Source organism: Chryseobacterium sp. L12 (assembly GCF_056133985.1).
In genome coordinates this window covers 19,941-45,333 of the sequence record NZ_JBVYOF010000046.1, presented here as the reverse complement: position 1 = coordinate 45,333, position 25,393 = coordinate 19,941, and the positions used below count along the sequence as shown (strand labels likewise).

General features: G+C 33.4%; 18 protein-coding genes. 2 read left to right on the top strand and 16 right to left on the bottom strand.

Features of this window, described 5'->3' with window-relative positions; genetic code table 11:
- Window positions 1–177: 177 nt before the first annotated feature.
- The 4 genes from AC0NBN_RS17785 to AC0NBN_RS17770 all read right to left on the bottom strand — a co-directional run bounded on the left by AC0NBN_RS17785 (window position 178) and on the right by AC0NBN_RS17770 (window position 5,736).
- The gene (locus AC0NBN_RS17785) at window positions 178–2,649 is read right to left on the bottom strand and encodes an ATP-dependent Clp protease ATP-binding subunit (protein WP_160813035.1); all 2,472 of its coding nucleotides are present in this window, start codon (window positions 2,647–2,649) and stop codon (window positions 178–180) included.
- Window positions 2,650–2,681: 32 nt separating this feature from the next.
- The gene (locus tag AC0NBN_RS17780; protein ID WP_160813036.1) at window positions 2,682–3,746 is read right to left on the bottom strand and encodes a PKD domain-containing protein; all 1,065 of its coding nucleotides are present in this window, start codon (window positions 3,744–3,746) and stop codon (window positions 2,682–2,684) included.
- A 663-nt stretch (window positions 3,747–4,409) separates the two neighbouring features.
- Entirely contained in the window at window positions 4,410–5,024 is a 615-nt protein-coding gene (locus AC0NBN_RS17775) for an outer membrane beta-barrel protein (RefSeq protein WP_160813037.1), read from the bottom strand.
- A gap of 211 nt (window positions 5,025–5,235) precedes the next feature.
- Entirely contained in the window at window positions 5,236–5,736 is a 501-nt protein-coding gene (locus AC0NBN_RS17770; protein ID WP_143883593.1) for a hypothetical protein, read from the bottom strand.
- A 179-nt stretch (window positions 5,737–5,915) separates the two neighbouring features.
- On the opposite strand from AC0NBN_RS17770, the gene AC0NBN_RS17765 reads away from it, so the two are divergent.
- The gene (locus tag AC0NBN_RS17765; protein ID WP_143883592.1) at window positions 5,916–7,277 is read left to right on the top strand and encodes an aldehyde dehydrogenase; all 1,362 of its coding nucleotides are present in this window, start codon (window positions 5,916–5,918) and stop codon (window positions 7,275–7,277) included.
- A gap of 85 nt (window positions 7,278–7,362) precedes the next feature.
- On the opposite strand, the gene lpdA is transcribed toward AC0NBN_RS17765, so the two are convergent.
- The 10 genes from lpdA to AC0NBN_RS17715 form a co-directional block, all read right to left on the bottom strand.
- The gene (gene lpdA / locus AC0NBN_RS17760) at window positions 7,363–8,751 is read right to left on the bottom strand and encodes a dihydrolipoyl dehydrogenase (RefSeq protein ID WP_160813038.1); all 1,389 of its coding nucleotides are present in this window, start codon (window positions 8,749–8,751) and stop codon (window positions 7,363–7,365) included.
- 184 nt (window positions 8,752–8,935) lie between these two features.
- Window positions 8,936–9,832 carry a TIGR01777 family oxidoreductase gene (locus AC0NBN_RS17755; RefSeq protein ID WP_160813039.1) on the bottom strand — a complete coding sequence of 299 codons (897 nt, stop codon included), beginning with the start codon at window positions 9,830–9,832 and terminating at the stop codon, window positions 8,936–8,938.
- A 98-nt stretch (window positions 9,833–9,930) separates the two neighbouring features.
- Window positions 9,931–10,386, bottom strand: a complete 456-nt coding sequence (locus tag AC0NBN_RS17750) for an SRPBCC family protein (RefSeq protein WP_160813040.1) — start codon at window positions 10,384–10,386, stop codon at window positions 9,931–9,933.
- Between the two features lie 6 nt (window positions 10,387–10,392).
- Entirely contained in the window at window positions 10,393–11,205 is an 813-nt protein-coding gene (locus tag AC0NBN_RS17745) for a DCC1-like thiol-disulfide oxidoreductase family protein (protein WP_160813041.1), read from the bottom strand.
- A gap of 140 nt (window positions 11,206–11,345) precedes the next feature.
- The gene (locus AC0NBN_RS17740) at window positions 11,346–11,849 is read right to left on the bottom strand and encodes a helix-turn-helix domain-containing protein (RefSeq protein WP_160813042.1); all 504 of its coding nucleotides are present in this window, start codon (window positions 11,847–11,849) and stop codon (window positions 11,346–11,348) included.
- A 151-nt stretch (window positions 11,850–12,000) separates the two neighbouring features.
- Entirely contained in the window at window positions 12,001–16,527 is a 4,527-nt protein-coding gene (locus AC0NBN_RS17735; RefSeq protein ID WP_160813043.1) for a TonB-dependent receptor plug domain-containing protein, read from the bottom strand.
- Between the two features lie 49 nt (window positions 16,528–16,576).
- Window positions 16,577–19,345, bottom strand: coding sequence for a hypothetical protein (locus AC0NBN_RS17730; protein ID WP_160813044.1), 2,769 nt, complete (start codon window positions 19,343–19,345; stop codon window positions 16,577–16,579).
- A 65-nt stretch (window positions 19,346–19,410) separates the two neighbouring features.
- Window positions 19,411–21,906: a YfbK domain-containing protein gene (locus AC0NBN_RS17725; protein WP_160813045.1), complete on the bottom strand. Its 2,496-nt coding sequence runs from the start codon at window positions 21,904–21,906 to the stop codon at window positions 19,411–19,413.
- Between the two features lie 10 nt (window positions 21,907–21,916).
- A complete protein-coding gene (locus tag AC0NBN_RS17720; RefSeq protein WP_160813046.1) occupies window positions 21,917–22,435 on the bottom strand; it encodes a sigma-70 family RNA polymerase sigma factor in 519 nt (172 codons plus the stop codon).
- A gap of 254 nt (window positions 22,436–22,689) precedes the next feature.
- The gene (locus AC0NBN_RS17715; protein WP_160813047.1) at window positions 22,690–23,751 is read right to left on the bottom strand and encodes an NADH:flavin oxidoreductase; all 1,062 of its coding nucleotides are present in this window, start codon (window positions 23,749–23,751) and stop codon (window positions 22,690–22,692) included.
- Window positions 23,752–23,945: 194 nt separating this feature from the next.
- Between AC0NBN_RS17715 and AC0NBN_RS17710 the strand changes: the two genes are divergently transcribed.
- A complete protein-coding gene (locus AC0NBN_RS17710; RefSeq protein ID WP_143883582.1) occupies window positions 23,946–24,320 on the top strand; it encodes a winged helix-turn-helix transcriptional regulator in 375 nt (124 codons plus the stop codon).
- 17 nt (window positions 24,321–24,337) lie between these two features.
- On the opposite strand, the gene AC0NBN_RS17705 is transcribed toward AC0NBN_RS17710, so the two are convergent.
- Together AC0NBN_RS17705 and AC0NBN_RS17700 are read right to left on the bottom strand one after the other, a co-directional pair.
- Window positions 24,338–24,841 (bottom strand): DinB family protein, encoded by a 504-nt coding sequence (locus tag AC0NBN_RS17705; protein ID WP_160813048.1) that lies wholly within the window; start codon window positions 24,839–24,841, stop codon window positions 24,338–24,340.
- Window positions 24,842–24,921: 80 nt separating this feature from the next.
- On the bottom strand, window positions 24,922–25,368 hold the full coding sequence (locus AC0NBN_RS17700) for a GNAT family N-acetyltransferase (RefSeq protein ID WP_160813049.1): 447 nt from the start codon (window positions 25,366–25,368) through the stop codon (window positions 24,922–24,924).
- Window positions 25,369–25,393 lie beyond the last annotated feature (25 nt).

The following is a 25,393-nucleotide window of genomic DNA, read 5'->3' as shown; positions in this document are numbered from 1 at the left end:
TTAGGTTAAAAATTAAAGAAAAATTAAACAAACAACTAAAATTAATGAATTATACAATATTATTTATTGAATCATCATTCATTATATTAATCATATTCAATGTTCATATTCATTAATTGTCAATGGTTTGTGAATAATAATCAGATTTTATTGCAATTAATACAATCTTTTATTTCACTACAATTTCCTCCAGATCAAGTCATTATCTGCCAATAAAACTTCTACTGAATCACCTTCTTTAAATTCTCCTGCAACGATTTTTTTGGCAAGAGGTCTTCTTAATCTTCCACGGATAACTCCTTTTAAAGGTCTGGCTCCGTATTTGATATCGTAACCTTCTGTTGATAAATATTCTTTCGCTTCCTGACTAATAATAAGTTCAATGTTTAGATTTTTAGCTAAATCCAGCAATTCTTTTTTAAGGTGAATTTCAAAAATTTTCAGGGCATTGTCTTTACTGATTGGTGCAAAAGGAATAGTTTCGGTAAGCCTTCCCAAAAATTCTGGACGGAAGAAACGGCTCATTATTTCCAGAAGTTTTGAAGACGGCGGAATTTGTCCCTTTCCGAAGGACTCTACAATAAACTCTGAACCGATATTGGATGTAAATAATATAATGGCATTAGAAAAATCTCCTTCTTTGCCTAATCTGTCGTGCAGTTTTCCTTCATCCATAATCTGCAAAAAGACATCGAAAACCGATGCGTGTGCTTTTTCAATTTCATCAAAAAGCACAATAGAATAAGGTTTTTGTCTTATTTTATTAACAAGCAAACCTCCTTCTTCATAACCAACATATCCCGGAGGCGCACCATATAGAAGTGCTGCAGAATGTTCTTCTTTAAACTCAGACATATCAAAACGAATAATGGCATTTTCGTCCTGAAAAAGAAATTCCGCCAGTGATTTTGCCAATTCGGTTTTTCCGGTTCCGGTAGGTCCCAAAAAGAAAAAAGAACCGATGGGCTGTCCGGCTTTGCTCAGTCCGGAGCGTGTTTCTAAAACAGCTTCAGAAACTATTGTTATTGCGTGGTCCTGCCCAACAACTCGTCGGGCAAGGATACCTTCCATCTCGTTGAGCTTTTGCTTTTCTTCCTCTTTTAGTTTTCCAATCGGGATATTCGTTTTTTGAGATATAATTAAACCTAAATCAAATTCGGTAATATGCGTTCTTTTTTCCTGAGCTATTTTTTCGGTTTTTTCAATCAGTTCCCGGGAAAATTTCAAAACTTCTTCGGTACTTTCAAATTTCGGAAGCTCATTTTCTTCCTGCTGCTCATCTGCCGTACTGATCAGGTATCTGGTTTTTGCAATAAGATCTTTCAGTAACCAGTCTGCGTGCATTCTTCGCTCGTCTTCCGTAAAATTATTGGTATTGTCTTCCAGATGGATAATTTTTGTCACCAAATGGTTTCTTTCCTTTAGAAAAGATTCTCCCGCAGTTTTAAGAACAGACATCGTATGATCTATTAAATCAATTGCAGATGCGGGCAGGCTTTTTTCTTTCATATATCGTTTGGAAAGACGGATAGCCTCGTTCATCGTATCATCATCTATCGTGATTTTATGATGAATCTGGTATTCTTGTAATGTTTGCTTCAGCATTCTAAAGTGCATTTCGTCATCGGTTTCTTCTAGCTTCAAAAGCTCGAACATCCCTGCTAAACCCTGTTCTTTTTCTATTTTTTTGGTATATTCCTCAATCGTAGAAGTGGATATAATGGTAAGTCCGTTGGACAACTCACTTTTCAACAGATTCACAATACCGGAATCCGACCCCTGACTTCCAAATAAAGAATGAAATTCTTCAATGATCAACACTGCTTTTGGAACAGTTTTGATTTCTAAAGCAATATTTTTGATACGATCCTCAATCTCTCCTTTATAAGAGGCACCTGCAACCAAAGCTCCCATATCCAATTCAAAAATCTCCAATCCAGAGAGAATATCGGGGATTTGTTTTAACAAAACTTTCAGTACGAAACCTTCAATCAAAGCCGTTTTTCCTACACCGTGATCGCCGATAATTAATACATTTTGTTTGCTGAAACGACAGAGGATTTCGGTGATTTTATTGATTTCGGTATCTCTACCCACTAAAAGCTCTTTTTTGTTCTTCTTTTTAACCTGTTCTTTCTTGTTGATGCAGTATTTTTGTAAAAATCCTTTGCTTGTTTTTTTAGATGAATCTAAATGTATATTTTCCTCCGATCCTCCAAATGCAGATACTTCTTTCATCAGTTCGTTTCGGGTTACCGGAAAGGTTTTCATCTGATCGAAGTTGAAGGCGACTCCGGGCGAACTGATGGCAACCATTACCGCAAAAAGAGAAATTTCTTCTTCTTCTGCCAATAGTTCTCTAACGGCATCTGCTTCTGCAAATATTTCGTCTATAATTTCATCGGGCTCACAAGAGTATCTGTTGGGCGATTTTGGAAGTTCTTCTATGCGTACTTCCGCCCATTCTTCTAAATAAAAAACATCAACTCCTAAAGATTCTAATTGCTTTAACAAAGATAAATCCCTGTTGAGCATTGCTTTTAGTAAATGTGAACCCGAATAATAAGCATTAAGGTTTTCTCGTCCTATTTTTTGAGCGATGTTGAGCGCCTTGGTAACTTCCTGATTGTAGGTATTGGTTTGATTCATCTTCAATGTTTTGTGTTTTTTTTTAGTTTTTTTTATTCCTTCATCCAAATCAAATATTTTTTGACTTTGTATTGGATATTGATATTCTGAATACAGTTATGAGCATCTTTGTTTAGGCGTAATGCTGTGATTTTTATTTTTTTTCCTGCAATATTCTGACAGAACTGTTCAAATGGAATTAACTTCTTATCATTCGCAACAACAGGAATATCATACTTTTCACAGAGATAATCTTTAAAATCATCTTTTGTTTTTGCCTGTGCAGCCACCTGAGTAAGCAATAATTGAAATTGCTCATTGGAAATTTCCGGTGCTTTTTTTACCGCAATTACAGAATCTTTTTTGGATTTTGTTTTAGGTGAAACAGGTATATATTGCAACATATCGACAAGCGGATCTTTCTGTGCACTTCCTATTGGCAATGAAAACGCAGAATGAGGCTTCTCAAACTCGTATGATTTAATATCAATTTTCTGTTTTGCTTTGATGGTTTTTGGAGCTACATAGATTGTTTTTACGGCGGTATGTTCTACATCTCCATTAACGATAAGGGTTATTTTTTTATCTCCCGTAGTCTTGAAACGATAAACTGGGGATTTTCCCAGCGCATCTGTACTGGCTGTTTCACCAAAACTCCACTCCCACGATTCCCCACCTTCTTTTTCTGCGTTGAAATATATAGGATCACCTACTGTTGCTACATCTGGAGCCATAATAATCGGAAGATAGCCTGTCTGCTGACTGATGCTGGTAATGATCACTGATTTTTCGTGAACGCAGTTTCCATTAATTTTGAGCTTTACAATATATTCTCCCGGCTTTTTATAATAATGAAGCGTACGCTGTCTTCTGTCTATTGCCGTACTGTCGCCAAAATCCCATTCCCAGGAAGTGGCTCCTTTTGTATTGTCATTGAATTCGACCACTTTATTGACAATATATTCATCTGCATGAATGTAATAGTTTGCATTTTCACAATCTACATGACGAAAGTACTGGTATATAAGAAATAGGAGACTAAGAAGTAAGATTATTCCGAAGCTTACATAAATTCTGGGGTCAATATTTGATAAGAAACTGGCATTCTTTTTCTTCATTTGTTTTTTGCGTGTTTCTTACAAAGATATTTACGATTTTTAATTTACGCAATTTTTTTTGACTAATTTATTATAAAAATTCAACAAAATGAGAAATTTTATTTCTGTATTATCTTTTTCTTCCAGAATATTTTTCAGTTTGTTTTCAAAGTATTATCTTGTTTTATCAGAAAAGCATCGCTCAAAGCTTTGTAGGGTTTTTTGCATAAAATAATTGAAATTTTCCGTTTCTCTCTCTATGTCACACATTCAGGGTTCTTAACGATTTTCAGAGATTCTTCTTTCTCTAATTTGTATCGGGCGATTAATCCTTTTTCTCAGCTCAAGTAGGTTTCTATTTGTCAATCAAGTTATTCGATTTTAGTATCCACGATTTCAGCTTGCTTTCGTATATCCAAAGCACTTACCTCTTTACAAGAAAAACCCTTTGAGTTCTTTGCTTAATGAAATCGAAGATCTACGAAGTTAAACGACCTTGCGAACATAAAACAGTTGGTATATAAAAGAATCCTGGCAACCTTTTACATTAAAAAAATATTATAATTAATGCAAAATCAAGTTTATTTAAACAATAGCAAAATAAAATAGTCTGGCAAAAATTACCAGACTATTATATTATTTTAATGTAATATTTACTTCTAAACAAATGTTCAGAAATTATTATTACTTAGCAAAAACATATTTCACACCGATACCTACATTAGCAAGGTTCAATCCGAAGTTGAAATTGTTTACATTTTTCGCTCCATCAACATCATATTTGAAAGTACTGTAACCGAATTCTCCGATAGTTGCTTCAATAGTCCAGTTTTTGTTTAAGAAATAGTCTAAACCTGGTTTTACAGAAACACCAAATGCATTATAGTTTACTTTGTTTGAAACTGTAGTGTTATTTAAGTTCTCTTCCATTTTTTCATTACCAAACTCCATAGGAACTGAAAGCTGACCGAAAATATACAATTTTTCGCTTAAAGTCCAGTATTTTCTTACGAAAGGCTCAACTACGAATGCAGACTGAGTATATTTATCGAAACCATTTTGAAAAGTTTCTTTCTCATTAGCTGATGCATAACCAACTCCTAAACCTACTGCCAAGTTTGGTGCAACAAAATAACCCACCGTTGGAACAACTGCGAAGTTTTCTACTTTAGTATCATCATTGTTATTTTCTGTAGAAGAATATCCAACTACTCCTGATACATAAGTAGTTCCTTTTGCGATTTGAGCGTTTGATAAACCAAAAGCTACTACTGCAGCTGCTAATAATATTTTTTTCATGTTTTAAATTATTTAATATTTTCTGAGTGCAAATTTATAAGTGATATTTGCAATATTAAAATTTGTTAACATGATTAATATCACTCATCAATACTGAGGTTTTATGGACTAAAATCGCTTTAACGAGACTTAATTGTATAAAATTTAAAAATAAAATAAAAAAAACTTCAACTTTGCAATTGGAGTATGATATGATAACTAAAAAAATATTTTACTTAAGGAAAAAGTTGATACCCAAATTAATTGCACCAAAATTTGAATCTATCCTTCTGTCTCTGTCAAAATCTCTTCTTTCACTTCCGATATTCTGATATCCCAGATACAATTCTGCATTAGACATCTGATAACCAACTTTAGGATAAACATACAAGCCGCTGTCTACACCATCTTTGGTTGAAATAGCACCTCCCAGATCAAGACCTACAAACAAAGGAACACTTGCAAATTTGTATTTTCCTGATGCAGCAAGCGGAATAAAACCAAAATCATCCCATCTGTCTTTTCCGAAAAAGTGAGAATATCCTGATGCAATTCCTACATCCAGTCCTCTTATAATGTTCCACATATAAGCAGCATCTACTCCAAGTGTGAAGCTTGAAACTTTTGAGGCATCTCCTACAGGAGCACCAATATGACCACCAAGCTTAAAGCCGCTTTGTGCATTGATTGTTCCAAATAATGCAAAAGCTCCTAATAATAATAGTTTTTTCATAATGATTCTATTTTTCGTTGTTAACTCAATATTCTTTTGGGAGCAAACACAATGCCACAGCAGTTTTATCTAATTTTAACCCGGCAATAATAACTTTAATGCTGTAATGGAATTTACTGAATTATATTCTTAAATTTTTTAGGCAGAAAAATTGCTTCTGATTATCTAAATTTATATTTATGAATATTTCAGAAATAGTACAGCTTCAAAAAGACTTTTTTAAAACACATAAAACAAAAAATCTTAATTTCAGAAAGATGTATCTGGAGAAAATGCAAGATTTGATTCAAAAGAATGAGGATTCTTTATATGAAGCAATCAAAAAAGATTTTGGAAAATCCAGGTTTGATACCTTTACTACTGAAATTTCATTTATTCTGAATGATATTAAATATTATCTGAAAAATTTAAAATCACTTTCCAAGCCAAAAAAAGTAAGCACCAATCTCACCAACCAAATTGGAAAAAGCAGAATTTATCCTGAGCCTTTAGGCAATATACTTGTTATCGGAGCATGGAATTACCCTTATCAATTATCACTTTCCCCTCTTATCGCTGCAATGGCTGCCGGAAACTGCTGTATTCTGAAGCCAAGCGAAATTGCAGAAAATACCATGAAACTGATGGCAAAAATTATCAACGAAAACTTCCCTCCTGAATATCTGTATGTTTTCGAAGGCGGAGTTGATGAAACTACTGAACTTCTAAAACTGCAATTTGACAAAATATTTTTCACAGGAAGTACCAAGATCGGAAAAATAGTCTATGAAGCCGCTGCAAAAAACCTTACACCTGTTACTCTGGAGCTTGGAGGAAAATCTCCCGCAATTGTCACCAAAGACGCCAATCTTGAAGTTGCAGCCAAAAGAATTGTCTGGGGAAAATTTCTGAATGCAGGACAAACCTGTGTTGCCCCTGATTATGTTTTGGTAGAAGAATCTATACAGGAACAGTTTATGGAAACTCTGGTAAAATATATTAAGCAATTTAATTATCAGCCTAATGCAGAACACTATACAAGAATCATAAACGATAAAAATTTTGACAGACTTCTTAGCTTAGTAGATACAGAAAAAATCTATTATGGCGGAAATTATGATCGTGAAAATCTCTATATTGAACCCACAATTCTTTCAAATACAAATTGGGAAGATGATATAATGCAGGAAGAAATTTTCGGACCTATACTTCCGGTTTTAACATTCAGTAACTTTAATATTGCTCTTAATGATATTCTTGAAAAAGAAAAACCTCTTTCAGCATATTTATTCAGCAACAATTCGGAAGAAAAACAGCATTTCACCCAAAAAATTTCTTTTGGCGGTGGCTGTATCAACGATGTGATTATGCATTTAGGCAATAAAAATCTCCCTTTTGGAGGTGTCGGAAATTCCGGAATCGGAAGCTATCACGGTAAGTTTGGTTTTGAAACTTTCTCGCATCAGAAAGCTATTCTTGAAAGAGTCAACTGGGGCGAACCCAACATCAAATACCCTCCTTACTCTGAGAAAAAACTTCACTGGATCAAAAAAATGTTTTAGATAAATAAATACAGGTCCATAAAAAAGGAGAACCATTATTGATTCTCCTTCTATTTTTTCCCTGAAAATAGGTCAAAACTATTTATTAAATATGAATTACCTCGCCATAAGCAGCTGCAGCAGCTTCCATAATTGCTTCTGAAACTGTAGGGTGCGGGTGAATAGACTTGATGATCTCGTGACCTGTCGTTTCTAATTTTCTTGCGACAACTGCTTCAGCAACCATATCTGTAACTCCTTCTCCAATCATGTGACAGCCTAACCATTCTCCGTATTTAGCATCGAAAATTACTTTTACAAAACCGTCTGTATTGCCGTTTGCTGTTGCTTTTCCACTTGCAGAAAGAGGAAATTTACCCACTTTGATTTCATAACCTTTTTCTTTTGCCTGCTTTTCTGTAAGACCAACAGAAGCCACTTCAGGATGACAGTAAGTACATCCGGGAATATTGCCGTAATCAATTTTTTCAACATGCATTCCTTTGATCTTTTCAACACAGGTAATTCCTTCCGCAGAAGCAACGTGCGCCAAAGCTTGAGTTGGAATAATATCTCCGATTGCATAATATCCAGGAACTGAAGTTTCGTACCATTCGTTTACCAAAACTCTTCCTTTATCTGTCTGAATTCCCACTTCTTCAAGTCCGATATTTTCAATATTTGCAGCAATACCAACTGCTGAAAGTAAAATGTCTGCTTCCAGAGTAACTTCTCCTTTAGCTGTTTTCACTTTAGCCTTTACACCTTCTCCGCTTGTATCAACACTTTCTACAGAAGCATTGGTCATGATCTCAATTCCTGATTTTTTCAGAGATTTTTCCAAGTGTTTTGAAATCTCCTCATCTTCTACAGGAACAATGTTTGGCATAAATTCAACAACAGTAACTTTCGTTCCCATTGTGTTATAGAAATCAGCAAACTCTACCCCGATAGCTCCGGAACCTACTACGATCATAGATTTTGGCTGCTCAGGAAGAGATAATGCCTGTCTGTATCCGATTACTTTTTTACCGTCCTGCGGAAGATTCGGCAATTCTCTTGAACGTGCACCTGTAGCGATAATGATATGAGTACCTGTATACTCGGTTACTTTTCCTTCTTTATCCGTTACAGAAACTTTTTTACCTTTCTGAACTTTAGCTGTACCAAGAATTACATCAATTTTATTTTTCTTCATCAGGAATTCAATTCCCTTGCTCATTTTTGAGGCAACCCCACGACTTCTCTGAATTACGTTTGGAAACTCAAAACTAGCTTCTACTTTATTTAATCCATAATCTTCAGCATGATTAATATAATGAAAAACCTGAGCAGATTTCAATAAAGCTTTTGTTGGAATACAACCCCAATTCAGGCAGATTCCCCCTAAGTTTTCTTTTTCGATAATTGCAGTCTTAAAACCCAACTGCGCCGCTCTGATTGCTGTAACATATCCACCGGGACCACTCCCGATGACAATAATATCGTAATTCATTAGCTTAAAATTTTTATGCGAATTTAAGGAAAAATATTGGATGTTACGCCCTACGGTTTTTTCATCAATTAAGGCTGTCTCAAATTAATTCAAACCCTGCAGAATCTGGCTCAATTTCATTCAGTTTCGTTTTTTTCTCAATTTCCCAAAACAAAATCAGATCTGGCTTAAACCTATATAAAACTTACTTAATAAGGTTTTTCAAAGCTTTTCCAACATCCGGATAATTGAAACTGAAACCGTTTTTAATCAACTTTTCCGGATATACATTTCTGCTTTTTAGTAACAACTCAGTTTCAGTTCCCATGACCGCAGAGGCGATTTCCAATTGCCAAACCGCAGCATTTAGCCCAAAAGGGACTTTCATTTCCTTTCTTAAATTTCTCATAAAATCATTGTTAGATAAAGGATTGGGCGCAGTTATATTGATTTCACCCGTAAGATCTTCGTTTGCAATAACAAACTCAACTGCTCTGCAAAAATCGTCAATATGTATCCAGCTTATTTTCTGATTTCCCCTTCCCTGTTTACCACCCAAACCAATTTTAGTCAGGATATTAAGCTTTGGAAAAGCGCCGCCGTTGTTTCCTAAAACAATGGAAGTTCGCAGAGCCACCTTTCTTACACATTCTGTTTTGGATCTGAAAAATTCACTTTCCCAGCTTTTACAAATGTTCATAGAAAAATCATCCCCGATAATACCATTTTCTTCTGTATTTAACTGCTTTTCTGAATGAATATAAATCGTTGCTGAACTTGCGTTTAACCAAATTTTAGGTTTATTGATGCATAAATCGACCGCCTGCTGCAAAACTTTGGTACTTTCAATACGTGAAGAATATATCTCCTTCTTATTTTTGTCTGTATATCGGCAATCTACAGATTTTCCTGCAAGATTTATAAGAACATCGGAATTTTCAAGTAAATTTTTCCATTCCCCTAAAGTTTTTGCATCCCAGAAAATTTCGTTTTTACGTTTTGGATTTCTGGTTAAAATATAGACCTGATCTCTTTTTTGCATAAAATATTCTTCAAGATTCTTGCCTAAGAAACCAGTTCCGGCTGCGATGATTATTTTCATTTTAATTAAAAGTTATATAGATTAATGGTTTGTTGTCTTGAGATATTTCGGCATCTCTAGTAATTAATATTTGCACGATTGCTTGGTACCTTCATTTTTTAAAATTCATTTTCGGCAATTGATTTTATAAGTTGACTTCTCTTCAAAAGAAAATTTTTCAGATAGTTTTTCAGAAATATAAAATTGAAAATTTTACCGATGACTCCAAAAGGTGATTCAAATTCGAGAATATCGATCATGATTGTTTTATTGGCATTCGTTTTAAAAACATGCTGATGTTTAAAAGATTTAAACGCTCCTTCCAGCATAATATCGGTGAATTGATGAGGTTTTTGCATTTCAATAATTTTTGATGTGTGCGTTTGGTAAAAACCTAAATGTTTAGCTCTCCAAGTCACGCTTTCGCCTTCCTCAATAAGTCCTGAAGTTTTTCCTGCAACTGCTGTTTCATTGGTTTGTGAAGCTGACTTTTGATGGAGACCAATATCCCTCGCCAAATCGAAAACGGTCTCAATATCAGCTTTTATGATTGTTTTTAAGTGAATTTTTGACATTTTACTTTAATAATTAATCAATATAAGGATGACCAAAACTGTTATTCTGAAAATCATCCACGAAATAGTGGGAAGAAAATTTAATCGTAAAACTTTACACCTTCTTAAATGCTCTAAAAACATAATGAAAACTACAATTCCAAAATAAATTATTGCTGATAATGAATTAAAGCTGAAAAGTAAACCTGGAATCAGCAGCAAAGTTCCGATAAGAGAAACGGTCATCATATTTCCGAGATAATCCCAGAATTTTTCTTTTAAATATGATTTTAAAAATATGGTCTGCCAGATAATCTGACTTAAACAAATGAAGAGTTCTCTGCCAAAATTCTGATGCAGGTTTAACCCTAAATTTCCACTGAAAGCACTCAGAATACAGGAAGAAAAAAATGTAACGAAAATAATATAAGCTAATCTGTATTTGAGGTTAAAATCTGGAATACAAGCTTTCACAGAATGGTCATTAGCAGAAGGAATAATCTGTTTTCTGTTATAAGAAACGAAAGAATATAATTTCTTGAAAAACCAATATAAAGGCTTTATTCTGGCAATTTTTTCTAATGTCGGAAACGAATTCCCGATAATAAGCAAAAGACTGTCTAACCCGTAGATTACGGTATTTTTTTTATAATCAACTAATGCGATTTCGTTTTTTGCACGGTTGAGATCAATGAGTTTTTCGTTGCTTAAGCTTAGTTCAGTAAAGGCTTCCCTTCCATTTTCACTCAGCATTCCACTTTTTATAAAACCTTTTGAATAAAGATTACACAATGGACATTCGTTATCGTAGATGAGCGTGTGGTTGTTGAGAGTTTTCATGATTATTTGTTTTTTTAATGTTTTGTATTAATTCCGAAATATAAAATCAGAAATAGATGAATGATTAAATTTTTCATAATTATAATATTTTCAATAATTTTTGAAAGTTTTTATGAAATAAAAAAGGGTATAAGTCCTTTCTATTTTAATAAGTTAGTGATTTTTCCAACCAGCCAATGATCATCACTTTTAATAGCCAGATCCATTATATTGTTGATTTTTCCAGTTACAGTGCTAAAATCGTTCATCAGTTTGATAAATTCCTTTGCTTCTTCAGAATCTTTATCTTCAATATTTTTCAGTTCTTCCAGAAAAGAAATAACAGGTTCAATTTCTCGTTTTCTTCTTTCTTTGGTAATTTGTTTAAACAAAAACCATACATCTTTTTCAGCAACAAAATATTCTTTTCGTTCACCTTTTACAAATTCTTTTCTTACAATTCCCCAGTCCATTAAAGCTCGTAAATTCATATTGGCATTTCCTCGGGAAATTTCAAGTTGCTTCATCACCTCATCCGTAGAAAGTGCTTTTCCACTTGCCAAAAGCAAAGCGTGAACCTGTGCCATTGTACGATTGATTCCCCAATTGGTTGCAAATGTTCCCCAGGTTTGAATATATTTTTCTTTGGCTTCTGAAAGCTGCATCTTTTTATATTTAAATTTCTATTACAAAGATAATAATACTTTTTGAATTTTCAATAATTTTTGAAAATTTATTTTAAAATCTTAGCCTTTAAATTAAAGTGGCTGATTTTAGTTTTAAAACAGCCACTTCTATATAAATAGATCTTTAAAATTACGGATATATTACCGCCTTGATTCCTTCATTCCAAAACTTAGCTTCCGGCATATAGTAAAGATATACATTACTTGCTTTTCCTGTATATTCTCCAGCAAATTCTATCTTTAAATCAAGATTAATTGTTTTCGTTTCATTGCTATCGAAATGTTCCCAATATAAAACCAGATAGTTATCAAAAATTTCGTAATAGGAAACTTGCTTTTTATCAATTAAATCTTTCAGCAAAGCATTTTGAAGAGTTAAGCCTGCAGGAATTCCGATTTTTGCTGTTGTCATCGGCAATTGACTATTGATTTTATTTTTTATCGTCACTGTCATTCTGTTGGTCTCTCCTACTTTAGAAACCTGAGATTTCAGCTTTGTCTCTAAGATTATCGGAATATTTTCACTCTTTGGAGCTTCTAAAGTATAATATTGATAATCTAATTTGTATGGTAAACCTTTTTCATAGCTATAATCAACCTTCAAATCATTTTCTCCTTTTCTGAAAGCCTGTGCAAAGCTGTTATTTTTATCTGAAACAACTACATTATTTACCTTAATAGTAGGTTTATCAGTTCCGTAGAGCTTCTCATTTTTAGCAAAGAAATCGGATAATGATTCTAATGCCAAAGATGTTGCCTGAGTTGAACCAAAGCCGTAATAACCATTATAATTAATCAATTCATCCGCAACTTCAGCGATTTTCAGCTGATTATTTTTCTCATTTTTCTGCAATGCTATCATATAAAGCGAGATCGTTTCTGCATTGGCTGAAATCCCTGCTGAACCTGTGAAAGTAGTTTTTACGTTTATATTTTTATCAGCATACTGTTTATTAAGAATTTCAATAAGATGAGTATAATCTTCATTTTTTCCGAGACTTTTTGCTGTATTTGCCATCAAAGCCAATTGATATGAATCTTTTGTTGCTAAAACTCTTTTTAAGCTGTAATCATAGTTTTGAAGCAGTTCATTTTTAAATCCGAGTTTAGAAAGTGCGTACAAAACATACATATTTCTCGACCATGAATACTCGGAATAGACAGTTGTCATTTCGTAGCTTTTTCGCACTTCAAAAAGTCCGTTTGCATTCTTTTTTGATAAAATAAATGAACTTAAATTCTGAATTAATTTTGTATCTACATTCACATATTTTTTCAAATCTCTGAATTCTAACAAAGCAAATGCAGACAACGCAACATCAGATTCATTACCTCCAAAATATGAAAAACCGCCATCTTTATTTTTATAGGATAGCATTTTCTGATATCCTTTTTTCATATTTTTAATAACGTTAAGTTCAGTATTCGGATCAATTTTTTTCGTAGACTTCAAATAATCCAGAATAAAAATATTAGGATACACCGTTGATGAGAGCTGCTCAAAACATCCGTAAGGTTCTTGCTTTATTCTTTCTAAATCTTCAAACATCTGCAATGCCGAATTTTCATAAACGTAATAAGACGACACAAAACTTCCGTTGATATATTCCGGAATATTAATTTTAAAATTTTCATTTTTATTATTTATTATTGAAAAATGATACGGAAAACCTTTTTCCTCAACTTTCAAAGGCAAAATCATTGTTTCTCTGGATTCTCCAGACTTTACAGCAAATTGAATATTAGAATTAATCAGTTTATCGGTCTGCATGGTTACAAATAATCTTCCGGATTCCAAAGGTTTTAAAGTAATTAAACTGTCAGCTTTCATCAATTTAATATTATTAGGAACGATCACATCCATTTTCAAAGTTCGGATTTCCGAAGAATTATTTTTGACAACAACAGGAACTGTCATTTGGTCTGTCCGTGTTAAATATTGCGGAATTTTAGCATCAATGGAAATTAAACTTTGCGCAGCATAAGTCGTTTCGTCTCTTCCGACTAATCCGTTTGCGGAAATTCCTTCCGTCATAATTCTGAAAGCTGAATTGGCATCAGACTGATAAAATTCAATCTGAGCTTTTCCGGTTTTATCAGTTTCAACAACTGGATTCCAATATAAAGTTTCCCTGTAATCATGACGATATCCGGTATTGGTTGACTCATAAACAGGATATGAAAACTGCCGTGAATATTCATAACTGACTAAACTGTCATTTGGAATATTTTTTACCGCAAAATAACTTTGGGGCGTGATATTGAATTTTAGGTTTGAGTTTCTGTCTTTTTTTGTGTTTATGATGATTACTCCGTTTGAGCCGCGGTTACCAAAGACTGATGTGGCTACTGCATCTTTCAAAACTTCCATCGAATTGATATCGTTCGGATTTAGGATTCTAAAAGCATTAGTATTTGTTGGAAAACCATCAATTACATATAAAGGCTCAGTATTTCCACTTAAAGAACCAAGTCCTCTTACAACAATTGACGGTGTTGTACCTGGTTGCCCTGTTCCTGTAGAAATATTGACTCCAGCTAATTGCCCTTGAGCTATATTGAGAACATTTGAGTTCGGTCGTTGGTTTAAATTCACAATTGATGAAGTTGCTACACTTTTTTTTACCGTTTTGTAACCGACAACTACAACTTCCTCAATTTTTTGTTCTTTATTAATTGTATCCGATTTAGAATTCACTGAAGGTAAAGTTTTCCGCAAACCTTCTATTTCTTGAGAAATTGAAGGCTTTTTCTCGTTAATCTCTGCTTCTTTAATAATCTCATCTACATCAATATTTTCTAAAGATTGCTTTACTAAAGGATTTATATTGAGTTTATAAGATAACATTCTCACTTTTACTTTCTGTTTTTGATCTGCAGATTTTGCAATAACAAAATAATATTCATTCCGATTCAAATCTGAAAAATAAAACAATCCGTTTTCGGAAGTAATCTGTTTTTTTATTTTAGAATTACTGCTGACCAAATAAACTTCTGCTTTCACAGGCTTTTTATTTTCATCTTCAACGATGCCGTAAATCGGGTTTTTCTTTTCAGGAAGATATTTGTAGTTTCCTGTCTTTTTCACTTCAGAATTCATTTCAAAGTATCGGTAACCGTTTGTTAACATAACCAAGTCCAAACTTTTTACCGCTTTTTCTTCTTTTTTATCAAAATAAAATTGAGGTCTTTCAATTTTCCCTCGCAATTCAGAATCCATTAAAAGCCATGACAGAATATGATTTTGTTTATCATCTGCATAAGTCCACAATTTATCGTCAATTACTGACACGGCAAGATTTGCAGGGATTGGATTGTTATTTTCATCGGAAGTTTCAATATTGACAATCGCTTTTTCTCTTGGTAAATAATTTTTCTTGACCGGAGTAACCTTTACTTTCATCTGCTTACTTTCATTCGTAAAAACAATTCTTTCGGCAAGTGGAATATTATTCTCTGAAATCGTAAACCTGCAGATTCCGATTGGGAATTCTTTTTCAGAAATTTCAATTTGATTTAAGCCCTTTTTTAAGCTCAAGTTTTTAGTGTAAATTTCTTTCTCACGAAAATTCCCGGAGATTAAAATGTTTCTTTCGGAGGTCGATTTGACGATCAAACGGATAATTTGATTTTCTTTTTTAGCATTAAAAACAATTCCGTCATCTTTTGCGGCAGGAAGCTGATAAATCTGACTGATATTTTCCGGTTTTAAAATTTTTGCATAATACGTTTCACTATTTTTTGGAGTTAAATAAAAGCTTCCCATTCCGAAATTGTAAGCTGAAACTTCAGAAATTTTCTGATTATTCTGGTTATAAATCCCTAAAACAGCGTCTACAGGCTTTTCAAATTCATCCAAAACTTTAAAAGCGATGTTTTGTTCGATTCCATTGATAAAAGTTCCGCCTTCAGGCATAAATTTTAAATCAAGATTATTTAAAACTATTGGAATATTTCTGGAAATAGATTCTGTGAAACCGTCAAAATTAACTTTAATATTCAAAAGAGCGTCAGGAGATTTCAAAACGTCAGGAAGCTGAAATTTCAACAAGTATTTTCCTTCTTTATCAGTAATTAAATTACCTTCAGTAATTTTTTCGCCTTGATGCATTACTGTAAAATTAGCCTCGTAAAATGGAATCGGGAGATTGCTTAAACTTCTTATTGAAAAATCTGCCAAAACCTCATCTCCGGCTCCATAACCTTTTTTAGGAAAATCAAGTTTCATTAAAATTCGTGGAGAAACAATTTTCTGAAGTGTAATTTCTTTTTCAAAAACATTTTTTCCAGCTTCATTCTGCATCCAGGCTGTAAAAGCTCTTACCTTGTAAATTCCGCCTTTCATGTCATTATCGAAATAGAAATATCCTTCTGCATGACCATTTTTAATTTCATACTTAGATTTTTTCACCACCGTTCCGCTAGGATCGACAATTTCAAAATTGACAACTTTAGATTGCTCTGTCGGAAGTTGGTTTTCTGCCTGAACAATATAAATTTTAAAATACATTTCCTCTCCCGGTTTGTAAAAAACATGGTTGGTCTGTATGTATGTTTTTTCCTTTTTGAAGTCGCTGAATTTATTTTGCGCTTTACAAAAAGGACTTGAAAGTAGAATTAAAACAGGGATTATGTAAGATAAAATATTGAATCTCATTGAATTTCGTTTTAAGTTTGAAAATACTTTTGGTTTTGGTGACATTCAATTAGAATTTAAAAGAAACCGTACAACCATACGTTTTAAAAGACGGAAGATTGAAAAAATCCAAACCTCTGCTGTTATCAAAATCATAAAAATTCTGGTTAGAATCCACACCAGTATTTGCCTGCCAAATAAAAATATTGTTAACATAAAAACTCACGCCCAAAGCTCTTCTCAAATTTCCAACATCAAAATAGGCAGAAAGTGCAATATCATTTATTCTTATATAATCAGATTTTTGCACATAATATTCCGCAACACCAAGAAAACCATATCTCGTCCAGCGATTCTCGTTGACTGACAAATTAGGATTATAAAAATCAACAGGAATTTGATTGACATTTCCATTAGAATTAACCCCTTCGAAAACATAATTTTTAATATTTCTTTCGTCTGCCGAAGTTTGAGAACGACCATAATAATCAAGAACAGCCTGAGTTCCGTTCCAGATTTGACCACCTTTTTTCCATTCCCAATTCACATCCAAAGCAAACATTTTATAGGTGAGACTATGGGAAAATTTCATCACAAAATCCGGAGTCGGGTCTGCAATAATTTTCGTTCCTGAAGCTTTTACCGGATAACCATGGTTATCAATGATTACATTTCCATCTGTATTTCTTTCATAATAACTTCCCGCAACTGCACCTAAAACCTCACCCTCAGTCAAAGTTTTATAAATGTCAGTGAAGCCTGAAATCATCAGATTATTATATCCTGATTTAACACGATTCACAATATCCCGGTATTTAAAGAATGAGGCTTTACTGCTTAGACTGATACTTTGACTACGAATGATGTTATCGTAATTAAAATTAACTTCATACCCATCATAGGTATGGTCTGCAAGATTTTTTAAGACTAAATTCTGGTTTTCAAAGACAGGAAATACATCATCGTAAATTTTTCGGTTGAAATATTCTGCGGTTAAATTCATTCTATGATTAATGATAAATTTGAATCCTGTTTTCCATTCTTTAACATTAATATTCGAGAGATTTTTAAATGTTTCAATCTCTTTTAAAGGAAAATAAAGTTGGGCATTCTGAGCAGAAAACTGAGTTATTGCATAAGAAGAATACGATTTTGAAATTTCAGGTTCGGCTGCTAATTGCGTGTAAGCTCCCAAAACCTGAAAGTCTGTATTATACCAACCAAATAGCTCTTTAAAAGTAAAATATCCGTTCGCTTTTGGCAGCCAATAACCGTTTTTTAAAGAGGTATTTGAAATATAAAAAGAGTTTCCCAGATTAACACCAAATTCAATATCATCATAATCATCGTAATCCAAATTATAATTAAAAATATAATCCTGAGAAGTCCGTCTGTAAAAATAGTTACGGTCTAAAGTATGACTGATATTGATTTTCCGGTCATTTAAAATATGATTTAAACTGAATTTATTCTTCAAAACTCCACCCTGCAAATCATAATTCGCTGAAATATTTGAATTGTAAAATTCATTTTTCTGATTTCTTATATTGTATAATCCGTTTTGAAAACCAGCTGTTGAAATCTTATAAACATCACGATGCGTAATCTCCTGATCGTCATAAGCCTGACTGATATTGAGTTTAAAACCTCTCCATTGTCTGCTTACATCAAAATTAAGTTGTCGCACATTTTCGTAATAATTGTATTTATTATCCTGCTTAAAAAGAAATTCAGGGTTGTCTGCAGTTGGACTGTAACTTCTCTGTAAGCCATTACTTAAAAAAGCATTTTGCTGATTTGAAAATGAAACCGGTGTTAAAAGAGAATTTTGATACACCCTGTTGAAAAGTCCGATTCTGTTGGTATTGGTTGCTTTATTTTCTTCATAATTAAATCCTGCATTGATTTTAAACTTTAAAAGTTCAGTGCTGAATTTTGCCTTAAAAGAATTTACAATATCAAATTGATCTATAAAATACATCTGATCTTTTTGCTGTACAATACTCAAAGAAAGTCTTGCATTTTCGCTGTAACCGTTACTCCTAATAATTGCATTGACGTTCAGCTGATTGCTGAAACCAACTGTAGTTCTAAAGAGATTGTTATTGTAAGCTTTTGCAGGAGAAATTCCGTTGGACAAATTGATTAATTGTCCGTTAACATCATATTCATAAGGCTGTCCGTTATAGCCTAAAGTTGAAATATCCGGTCCGAAACTGAACATTTCACCTGTCTCCGGACCTTTCCAAACTAAAAACCCATTTTCTGATCTTCCCTGAACATATCTGTTCTGAGTTTTAGGAATACGGTTTCTGTTTTTTATATCTAATGAACTGCTGAAACTCCCGTTAAAAACGAGAAATTTTTCAGGCTGCCTTTTAAGTTTGTAGGTAGAATCTGATTTTAATTTCAGTTTTCTGACCGCAGAAAGACTGTAATCTGAATAATTCCTAATAGAATCATAAGATTTCTCAACGCTGAATTTATCCGATTCAGGCTTTTTAATCAGATTGTCATAATCTTTGGAACTGATACTTTCTACATATTTCCTGTTTGTCTGTCTTTCGAGAATATTTTTTAGTTCATAGACATTATAAACCACCTGGATATTTTTGCCGTTATTCCAGACCAAGGTATCGCTTACATCAGCCTGAATAATCGCAAAACCCTTCTCATCGGTTAATTCATAAACTCCTTTATTCTTATTAAAAACCTTTAGAAAATTCTGAGGTTTCTTTTTTTCATTATAAAATGTACCCGAAAAATAACGTTGAGAATCCTGCGCATAGACAAACTGAACCATAAATACAGGTAAAAACAGATAAACTTTTTTCATCATAAATAATATGTCTAAAAATAGAGAAAAAAAAAGAAATCTCCGAAGAAATTTCTTTTTACAGGCTATTATTTCTGTGTCGATTTATAAGTCTCCACCAATCTCACAAACTCTGCTTTGTATCCTTCATCATCTTTACCTCTTCCCTTTTTAGCAAGCTTTTCAATTTCTCTTAAATCTTTGTTTTTAATTAAACTTGAATTTCTTAAAACCAAACCAAACCACGCAACAGATGAAGCAAATTTGAAATCAGGACTTACAGATGAATAAGATAATTCTGTGTTTTTTACTACCTGAATAATTTCAGAACTTTTATCTGCATCCGGTTTTTTATACCTGAATTTTACCGTTGCCAACTCATCATTAAAATTTTCATCATTTGTGTTTTTCGTATATTTTAAATCATTTTCTTTAGGCAAAAATTCAGAATTCACATCAGTCGGAATAATTTCATACAAAGCTGTAACAGTGTGTCCGCTTCCTAATTCTCCCGCATCAATTTTATCATTGGTAAAATCTTCATTCTTTAGTTTTCGGTTTTCATAGCCAATCAAACGGTAAGATTTCACATATTTCGGATTGAATTCTATCTGAATTTTCACGTCTTTTGCAATGGCATACATATTTCCGGCAAACTCTTTTCCCAGAAACTTATTGGCTTCCTGAAGGTTATCGATATAAGCGTAATTTCCGTTTCCTTTGTTGGCTAAAGTTTCCATTCGATTATCTTTAAAATTTCCCATTCCAAAACCTAAACACGTAAGAAAAACACCTGATTTTCTTTTTTGTTCCACCAAAGTCTGTAAATCTCCTGTTGAAGAAGCTCCGACATTGAAATCCCCATCCGTTGCAATGATTACTCGGTTGTTTCCACCTGTTATAAAGTTTTCCTGAGCCAATTTATAGGCTAATTCAATTCCTTCACCACCTGCTGTACTTCCGCCTGCCTGAAGTTTATCTAAAGCCTCAATAATTTTTCCTTTTTCTTTAGCAGAAGTCGGAGGTAAAACCATTCCTGCACTTCCTGCATAAACTACAATACCTACTTTATCCGTTGGTCTTAACTGGTCCAAAATAACTTTAAAAGATGATTTCAACAATGGTAATTTATTAGCAGCTTCCATTGAACCTGAAACATCAATCAGAAAAACAAAATTTGAATTCGGAAGTTTGCTCACCGGAATTTCTTTTCCCTGCAAACCTATTTTTAATAATTTATGCTTGTTATTCCAAGGCGAATCGTTGTATTCTGTGTTAATGGAAAATGGTTGTTCATTTTTAGGCTGCGGATAATCATATTTAAAATAATTAATCATTTCCTCAATTCTCACAGCATTTTTATTCACATATTCTCCGTTATTAATCATTCTTCGGATGTTGGAATATGCCGCTTTATCCACATCAATTGAAAACGTAGAAACCGACTGATTTTTTGTCAGCTCAAAAGGATTTTCCACAAAAGCATCATATTCTTCATTATTTTGCTGCTGAATCTTTTTCGATAAGTCGATACTATCCTGAACTTTCTGCAGTTTTTCGAACGCTTTTCTTTCTTTTCGGGAAAGTTTTTTGGTTTTAATAATTATAACTCCGTTTGACCCTCTGTTTCCATAGATTGCTGTAGCGGAAGCATCTTTTAAAACTTCCATACTTTCAATAGAGTTTGGATTTAATTTCCTGAATTCATCAGCATTTTTTGGAATACCATTGATAACATATAATGGCTGTGTATTTCCGTTTAATGAACCCTTGCCTCTAATTGTAATAATCGGTGTAGAACCTGGGTTTCCCGTACCAACGGAAATATTTACTCCTGCTAATTGACCTTGTGCGATATTCAATACATTAGCACTTGGATGATCAATATATCCGTCTAATTTTGATTGGTCAGGATAATTTCTTCGTTGTGAAGATATTGTATTATTGGCAGCAGATAATTTCATTGTGCTAGTTACAGCAGATTGTTTAGTCGTCGTTTTATAACCTATCAATACAACTTCTTCAATTTTCGTTTCCTTATTATCTTTATCTAAAACTCCATCTCCATCTGTATCTTCATAAATTTCATTTAATGTTGTATTGGAAGATATACTATTACTTTTTTCAATGTAATATGAATCTGAAGAAAAATAAATTTGTTTATTTGTCTCAGGAACAGTATTTCTTACAGGTGTAGGAACAACATCTTCATAAGCCAAAATTTCAGGATTTCGCACTTGTTTTTGAGCATCAATTTCCTTTTCAATATTCGATTTCACCGTACTGTCAATCGTCTGAACGTTTGAATTCGTTTTAGGTGAAACTGTATTTTGAACGATAGCTGGTTTTCCAATTTCAGAAACATCATTTTTATTAATAAAATAAAATGAACCCAAACCGATAATTAAACTCGCAGCAATTCCGTAAGGAAACCAAATTGGAACGATTCTCTTTTTGTCTTCTTTTTTATCTAATTTTTCTTCAACTTTAGCCCAGACTTTATCAAAACCCTGAAAAGTAACAGGTTCTTCCAGAGATTGAGAAGCCTCATTGAATTTTTTATCGATATCGTGATTATTTTCCATTGTATAAAGTTTAAATGTTGTGATTAACCAAGAGTTCCTGAAGTTTTTTTCTCGCAAAATTCAGCTGGGATTTTGAAGTTCCTTCACTGATTGAAAGCATCGCTGCAATTTCTTTGTGTGGATAACCTTCAATTGCAAAGAGATTAAAAATCGCCCGACAACCTTCCGGAAGAAAATTGAGAAGCCTCAAAATATCTTTCTCGAAAGAAATACTGTCTGTAGGAGAATCCGTTGATTCGATAAACTCTTCATCCAAAGAAACATTGAGCGCTTTCATACTTCTCAATTTTTGCAGACATTCGTTCACCGCAATTTTCTTTGCCCAGGCTTCGAAAATTTCATGATTATTCAGCTGATTGAGTTTAGTAAAAATTTTGTAAAAAGTATCTGCGAGTACCTCTTCAACATCTTCATCATTCTTCAGGTAGCGCTTGCAAACCGAGTATAGTTTGCCCGCCATTTTTTCGTAAACCCTGCGCTGTGCATTGCGGTCGTTTTGCTGGCATTCTATTAGTAGTTTTTGTTCCATAGTCTGGCTTTATACTTTAATAGATGCAGGAATTTTAATCTTGGTTGGAAACATGATAAACTTTTTTTAAAAATAATCTAAAAAGTAATAAAACAATCATTTTTTCTTACTTATACTTTGTTTAGAATATTATTAAACCCCGAAAATGGTTTCAGTAAAAAATATCAATATCTATATTCCTACGAAAAAACCGTTCTCAAAAACTTGAAAACGGTTAAAATCAAAAAAATTATAGGTAAAATTATGCTTTAAATTTAATAAAGTATTGCCATACTTTCAGCAGAGAAATCTTTTATCTCATCAATTTTATTTTCTTTGAGTTTCTTTACCCATTCCGGATCCTGCAAAAGCGCTCTTCCCACAGCTACAAGATCAAAATCACCTCTTTCCAGTCTTCGGGTAAGTTCATAAAGATCGGCTTTTCCTGTACCTTTTCCTGAAAATGCTTCCATAAAATCTCCTTCAAGACCAACAGAACCTACAGTAATAGTTGGCTGCCCCGTAATTTTCTTTGCCCAACCTGCAAAATTCAGATCAAATCCTTCAAATTCAGGTTCCCAGAATCTCCTTTGAGAACAGTGGAAGATATCTACTCCTGCCTCTTTTAAAGGAATTAGCCATTCCTCCATTTCCTGTGGTGTGTTGGCAAGTTTTACTGAGTAATCCTGTTGCTTCCATTGAGAAAGACGGATAATAATGGTGAAATCTTCTCCAACTGCCTTACGGATCGCTTTTACAACATCTACAGCAAAACGGCTTCTTTCTTTAAGCGTTTTTCCGCCATATTCATCAGTCCTCGTGTTGGTTACTTCCCAGAAAAACTGGTCAATCAGATAGCCGTGAGCTCCGTGAATTTCCAAAACATCAAATCCCAATTCTTTAGCTGACTTCGCTGACGCAGCAAATTGAGCAATGGTATCGTGAATATCCTCTAAAGTCATTGAAGAAGCCTTCTCCATATCAACAGCCGGATATTCTTCAGACATTCTTGTATCACCTACATGCCAGATCTGCGGTCCCATTTTTCCGCCATTCTGATGAACTGCATCTATTACGTTTTTCCATCCATTTAATGCTTCATTTCCATAAAAGTCAGGAATATTTAGAAGATTTTTTGAGGCTGGTCTGTTAATCACGGTTCCTTCAGAAAGGATTAATCCAACCTCAGAAGCTGCTCTTCTTGCATAATAATCTGCAATCTGTTGTGTAGGAACACCTTTATCAGATTGAGCTCTGGTCATAGGCGCCATGACAATTCTGTTCTTCAGTTCCAGGTTTTTATATCGGAATGGCTTGAATAGTGATTCTGTACTCATTTATTTATGCTTAAATATTAATTGTTACACAAAGTAACTAATAATAGTTCACATTTGTATCTTTCAATAAAAAAAAGTAGTAACTTTGCAGTAACCAGTGATGGTAACCATAAAGTAACGATTAGATTTAACATCACTGAAAATAAAATCTAAATAAGAACAAGCCGTTGTGTGTACCTTAAAAATATCTGATTATGAAAAAAAATGAAATGATGAAATATAACTGTCCGCTCGGCAAAGCAATGTCAGCATTGGGCAGTAAGTGGAAACCTATTATTGCTTTGGTAATTAAAGACAGAAAATTACGTTTCGGAGAACTTGCTGTGAGAATTAATGTAATTTCCAGAAAAGTTCTGACAGATCAGCTTCGGGAAATGGAAACTGATGGTTTGATCATCCGTGAAGAGTTTAAAGAAATTCCTCCCCGGGTTGAGTATTCTTTAACTGAAAAAGGTTTGGCATTGTTGCCGATTCTTTATCTTCTTGAAGAATGGGAATCAAAATACCAAAGTCCTGAATGCAAAAAAATGCAAATGGCGTTAGAAAAGGAGAAAGCTGCTTCGACTTAATTAATAGAAATTTTTACTTATAAACTTGGTAAATACCTCTCTTCAATAATATTCAAATGGTGAATATTATGCCCCACAATCAGTTTTCCTATGGTTTCTGCAGAAATTCTGTTTCCGTTTGCTGTTCCGATATTTTTCAATGCAGAAGAATGAGCACTTTCCAGTAAAATCTGTGAAGATTTTCTGATCAGCTGATATTCTTCAAGCAAAGAATTCAGTGTTCTTTCGTTTGCAAAAGACTGGTTAGCATAAAGTTCTTCATCAAAACCCGGCAACTCATTCTGATCTCCTCTCGCAATAGCCAGAATTCTGTATTGAAAGACCCTTTCCGTATCCGAAAGATGCAAAAGCAATTCCTTCAGGGTCCATTTTCCATCAGCATAAGCAAAAAGCGATTGTTCTTCTGAAATTTCAGAATAAATTTTAAACGTTTTTTCTCCACAGTTTTTAAGTTCTTCCAGCCAGCTTTCAGATGGAATTAAGTCTAAATATCTCTGGATGTATTTTTGAACATCAGTCATCAAATTGAATTTAGCAATTTAGTAGTGTATCAGTATAACAATTTTTGGCAACCTGTTAAGTTGATATATTGTTACATTAATTATTCGGTCGTCCATTCGTAGAAATTCACTTCATCGTATAACTCAAAACCACAGCTTGGATATAATTTATTTCCGATGTCGTTAGATTTTCCGGTTTCAAGAAGAATACCGCAGGCATTTGTTGATCTTGCTAAATCTTTTGCTTCTTCAATCAATACTTTTGAAAAACCATTTCCACGATAATATTCATTTACAAACAAATCATTCAGCAACCAATAACGCTTCATTCTGGTTGAGGAAAATAACGGATACAGCTGCACAAAGCCAGCTAAATTTCCTTCAGATTCAGCTACAAAAATTACAGAATCTTTATTTTCAATTCTTTCTCTTAAAAATATTGCAGCTTTCTGAATATCTGAATCCTTATGGTAAAAACTCCTGTACTGATCAAATAACTCTGTTAACTGATCTATATCTTTAATATCAGCCTTTCTTGTAATTCTCATTGATAATTATTATTTAAACCTAAAA

Bases quoted from the DNA above. Each gene is read 5' to 3' on its own strand.
- AC0NBN_RS17725 (WP_160813045.1), bottom strand. From the start codon at position 21,906: ATGGAAAATAATCACGATATCGATAAAAAATTCAATGAGGCTTCTCAA.
- AC0NBN_RS17745 (WP_160813041.1), bottom strand. From the start codon at position 11,205: ATGAAAACTCTCAACAACCACACGCTCATCTACGATAACGAATGTCCA.
- AC0NBN_RS17720 (WP_160813046.1), bottom strand. From the start codon at position 22,435: ATGGAACAAAAACTACTAATAGAATGCCAGCAAAACGACCGCAATGCA.
- AC0NBN_RS17765 (WP_143883592.1), top strand. From the start codon at position 5,916: ATGAATATTTCAGAAATAGTACAGCTTCAAAAAGACTTTTTTAAAACA.
- AC0NBN_RS17780 (WP_160813036.1), bottom strand. From the start codon at position 3,746: ATGAAGAAAAAGAATGCCAGTTTCTTATCAAATATTGACCCCAGAATT.
- AC0NBN_RS17775 (WP_160813037.1), bottom strand. From the start codon at position 5,024: ATGAAAAAAATATTATTAGCAGCTGCAGTAGTAGCTTTTGGTTTATCA.
- lpdA (WP_160813038.1), bottom strand. From the start codon at position 8,751: ATGAATTACGATATTATTGTCATCGGGAGTGGTCCCGGTGGATATGTT.
- AC0NBN_RS17750 (WP_160813040.1), bottom strand. From the start codon at position 10,386: ATGTCAAAAATTCACTTAAAAACAATCATAAAAGCTGATATTGAGACC.
- AC0NBN_RS17705 (WP_160813048.1), bottom strand. From the start codon at position 24,841: ATGACTGATGTTCAAAAATACATCCAGAGATATTTAGACTTAATTCCA.
- AC0NBN_RS17700 (WP_160813049.1), bottom strand. From the start codon at position 25,368: ATGAGAATTACAAGAAAGGCTGATATTAAAGATATAGATCAGTTAACA.
- AC0NBN_RS17710 (WP_143883582.1), top strand. From the start codon at position 23,946: ATGAAAAAAAATGAAATGATGAAATATAACTGTCCGCTCGGCAAAGCA.
- AC0NBN_RS17740 (WP_160813042.1), bottom strand. From the start codon at position 11,849: ATGCAGCTTTCAGAAGCCAAAGAAAAATATATTCAAACCTGGGGAACA.
- AC0NBN_RS17770 (WP_143883593.1), bottom strand. From the start codon at position 5,736: ATGAAAAAACTATTATTATTAGGAGCTTTTGCATTATTTGGAACAATC.
- AC0NBN_RS17715 (WP_160813047.1), bottom strand. From the start codon at position 23,751: ATGAGTACAGAATCACTATTCAAGCCATTCCGATATAAAAACCTGGAA.
- AC0NBN_RS17755 (WP_160813039.1), bottom strand. From the start codon at position 9,832: ATGAAAATAATCATCGCAGCCGGAACTGGTTTCTTAGGCAAGAATCTT.
- AC0NBN_RS17785 (WP_160813035.1), bottom strand. From the start codon at position 2,649: ATGAATCAAACCAATACCTACAATCAGGAAGTTACCAAGGCGCTCAAC.
- AC0NBN_RS17735 (WP_160813043.1), bottom strand. From the start codon at position 16,527: ATGAGATTCAATATTTTATCTTACATAATCCCTGTTTTAATTCTACTT.
- AC0NBN_RS17730 (WP_160813044.1), bottom strand. From the start codon at position 19,345: ATGATGAAAAAAGTTTATCTGTTTTTACCTGTATTTATGGTTCAGTTT.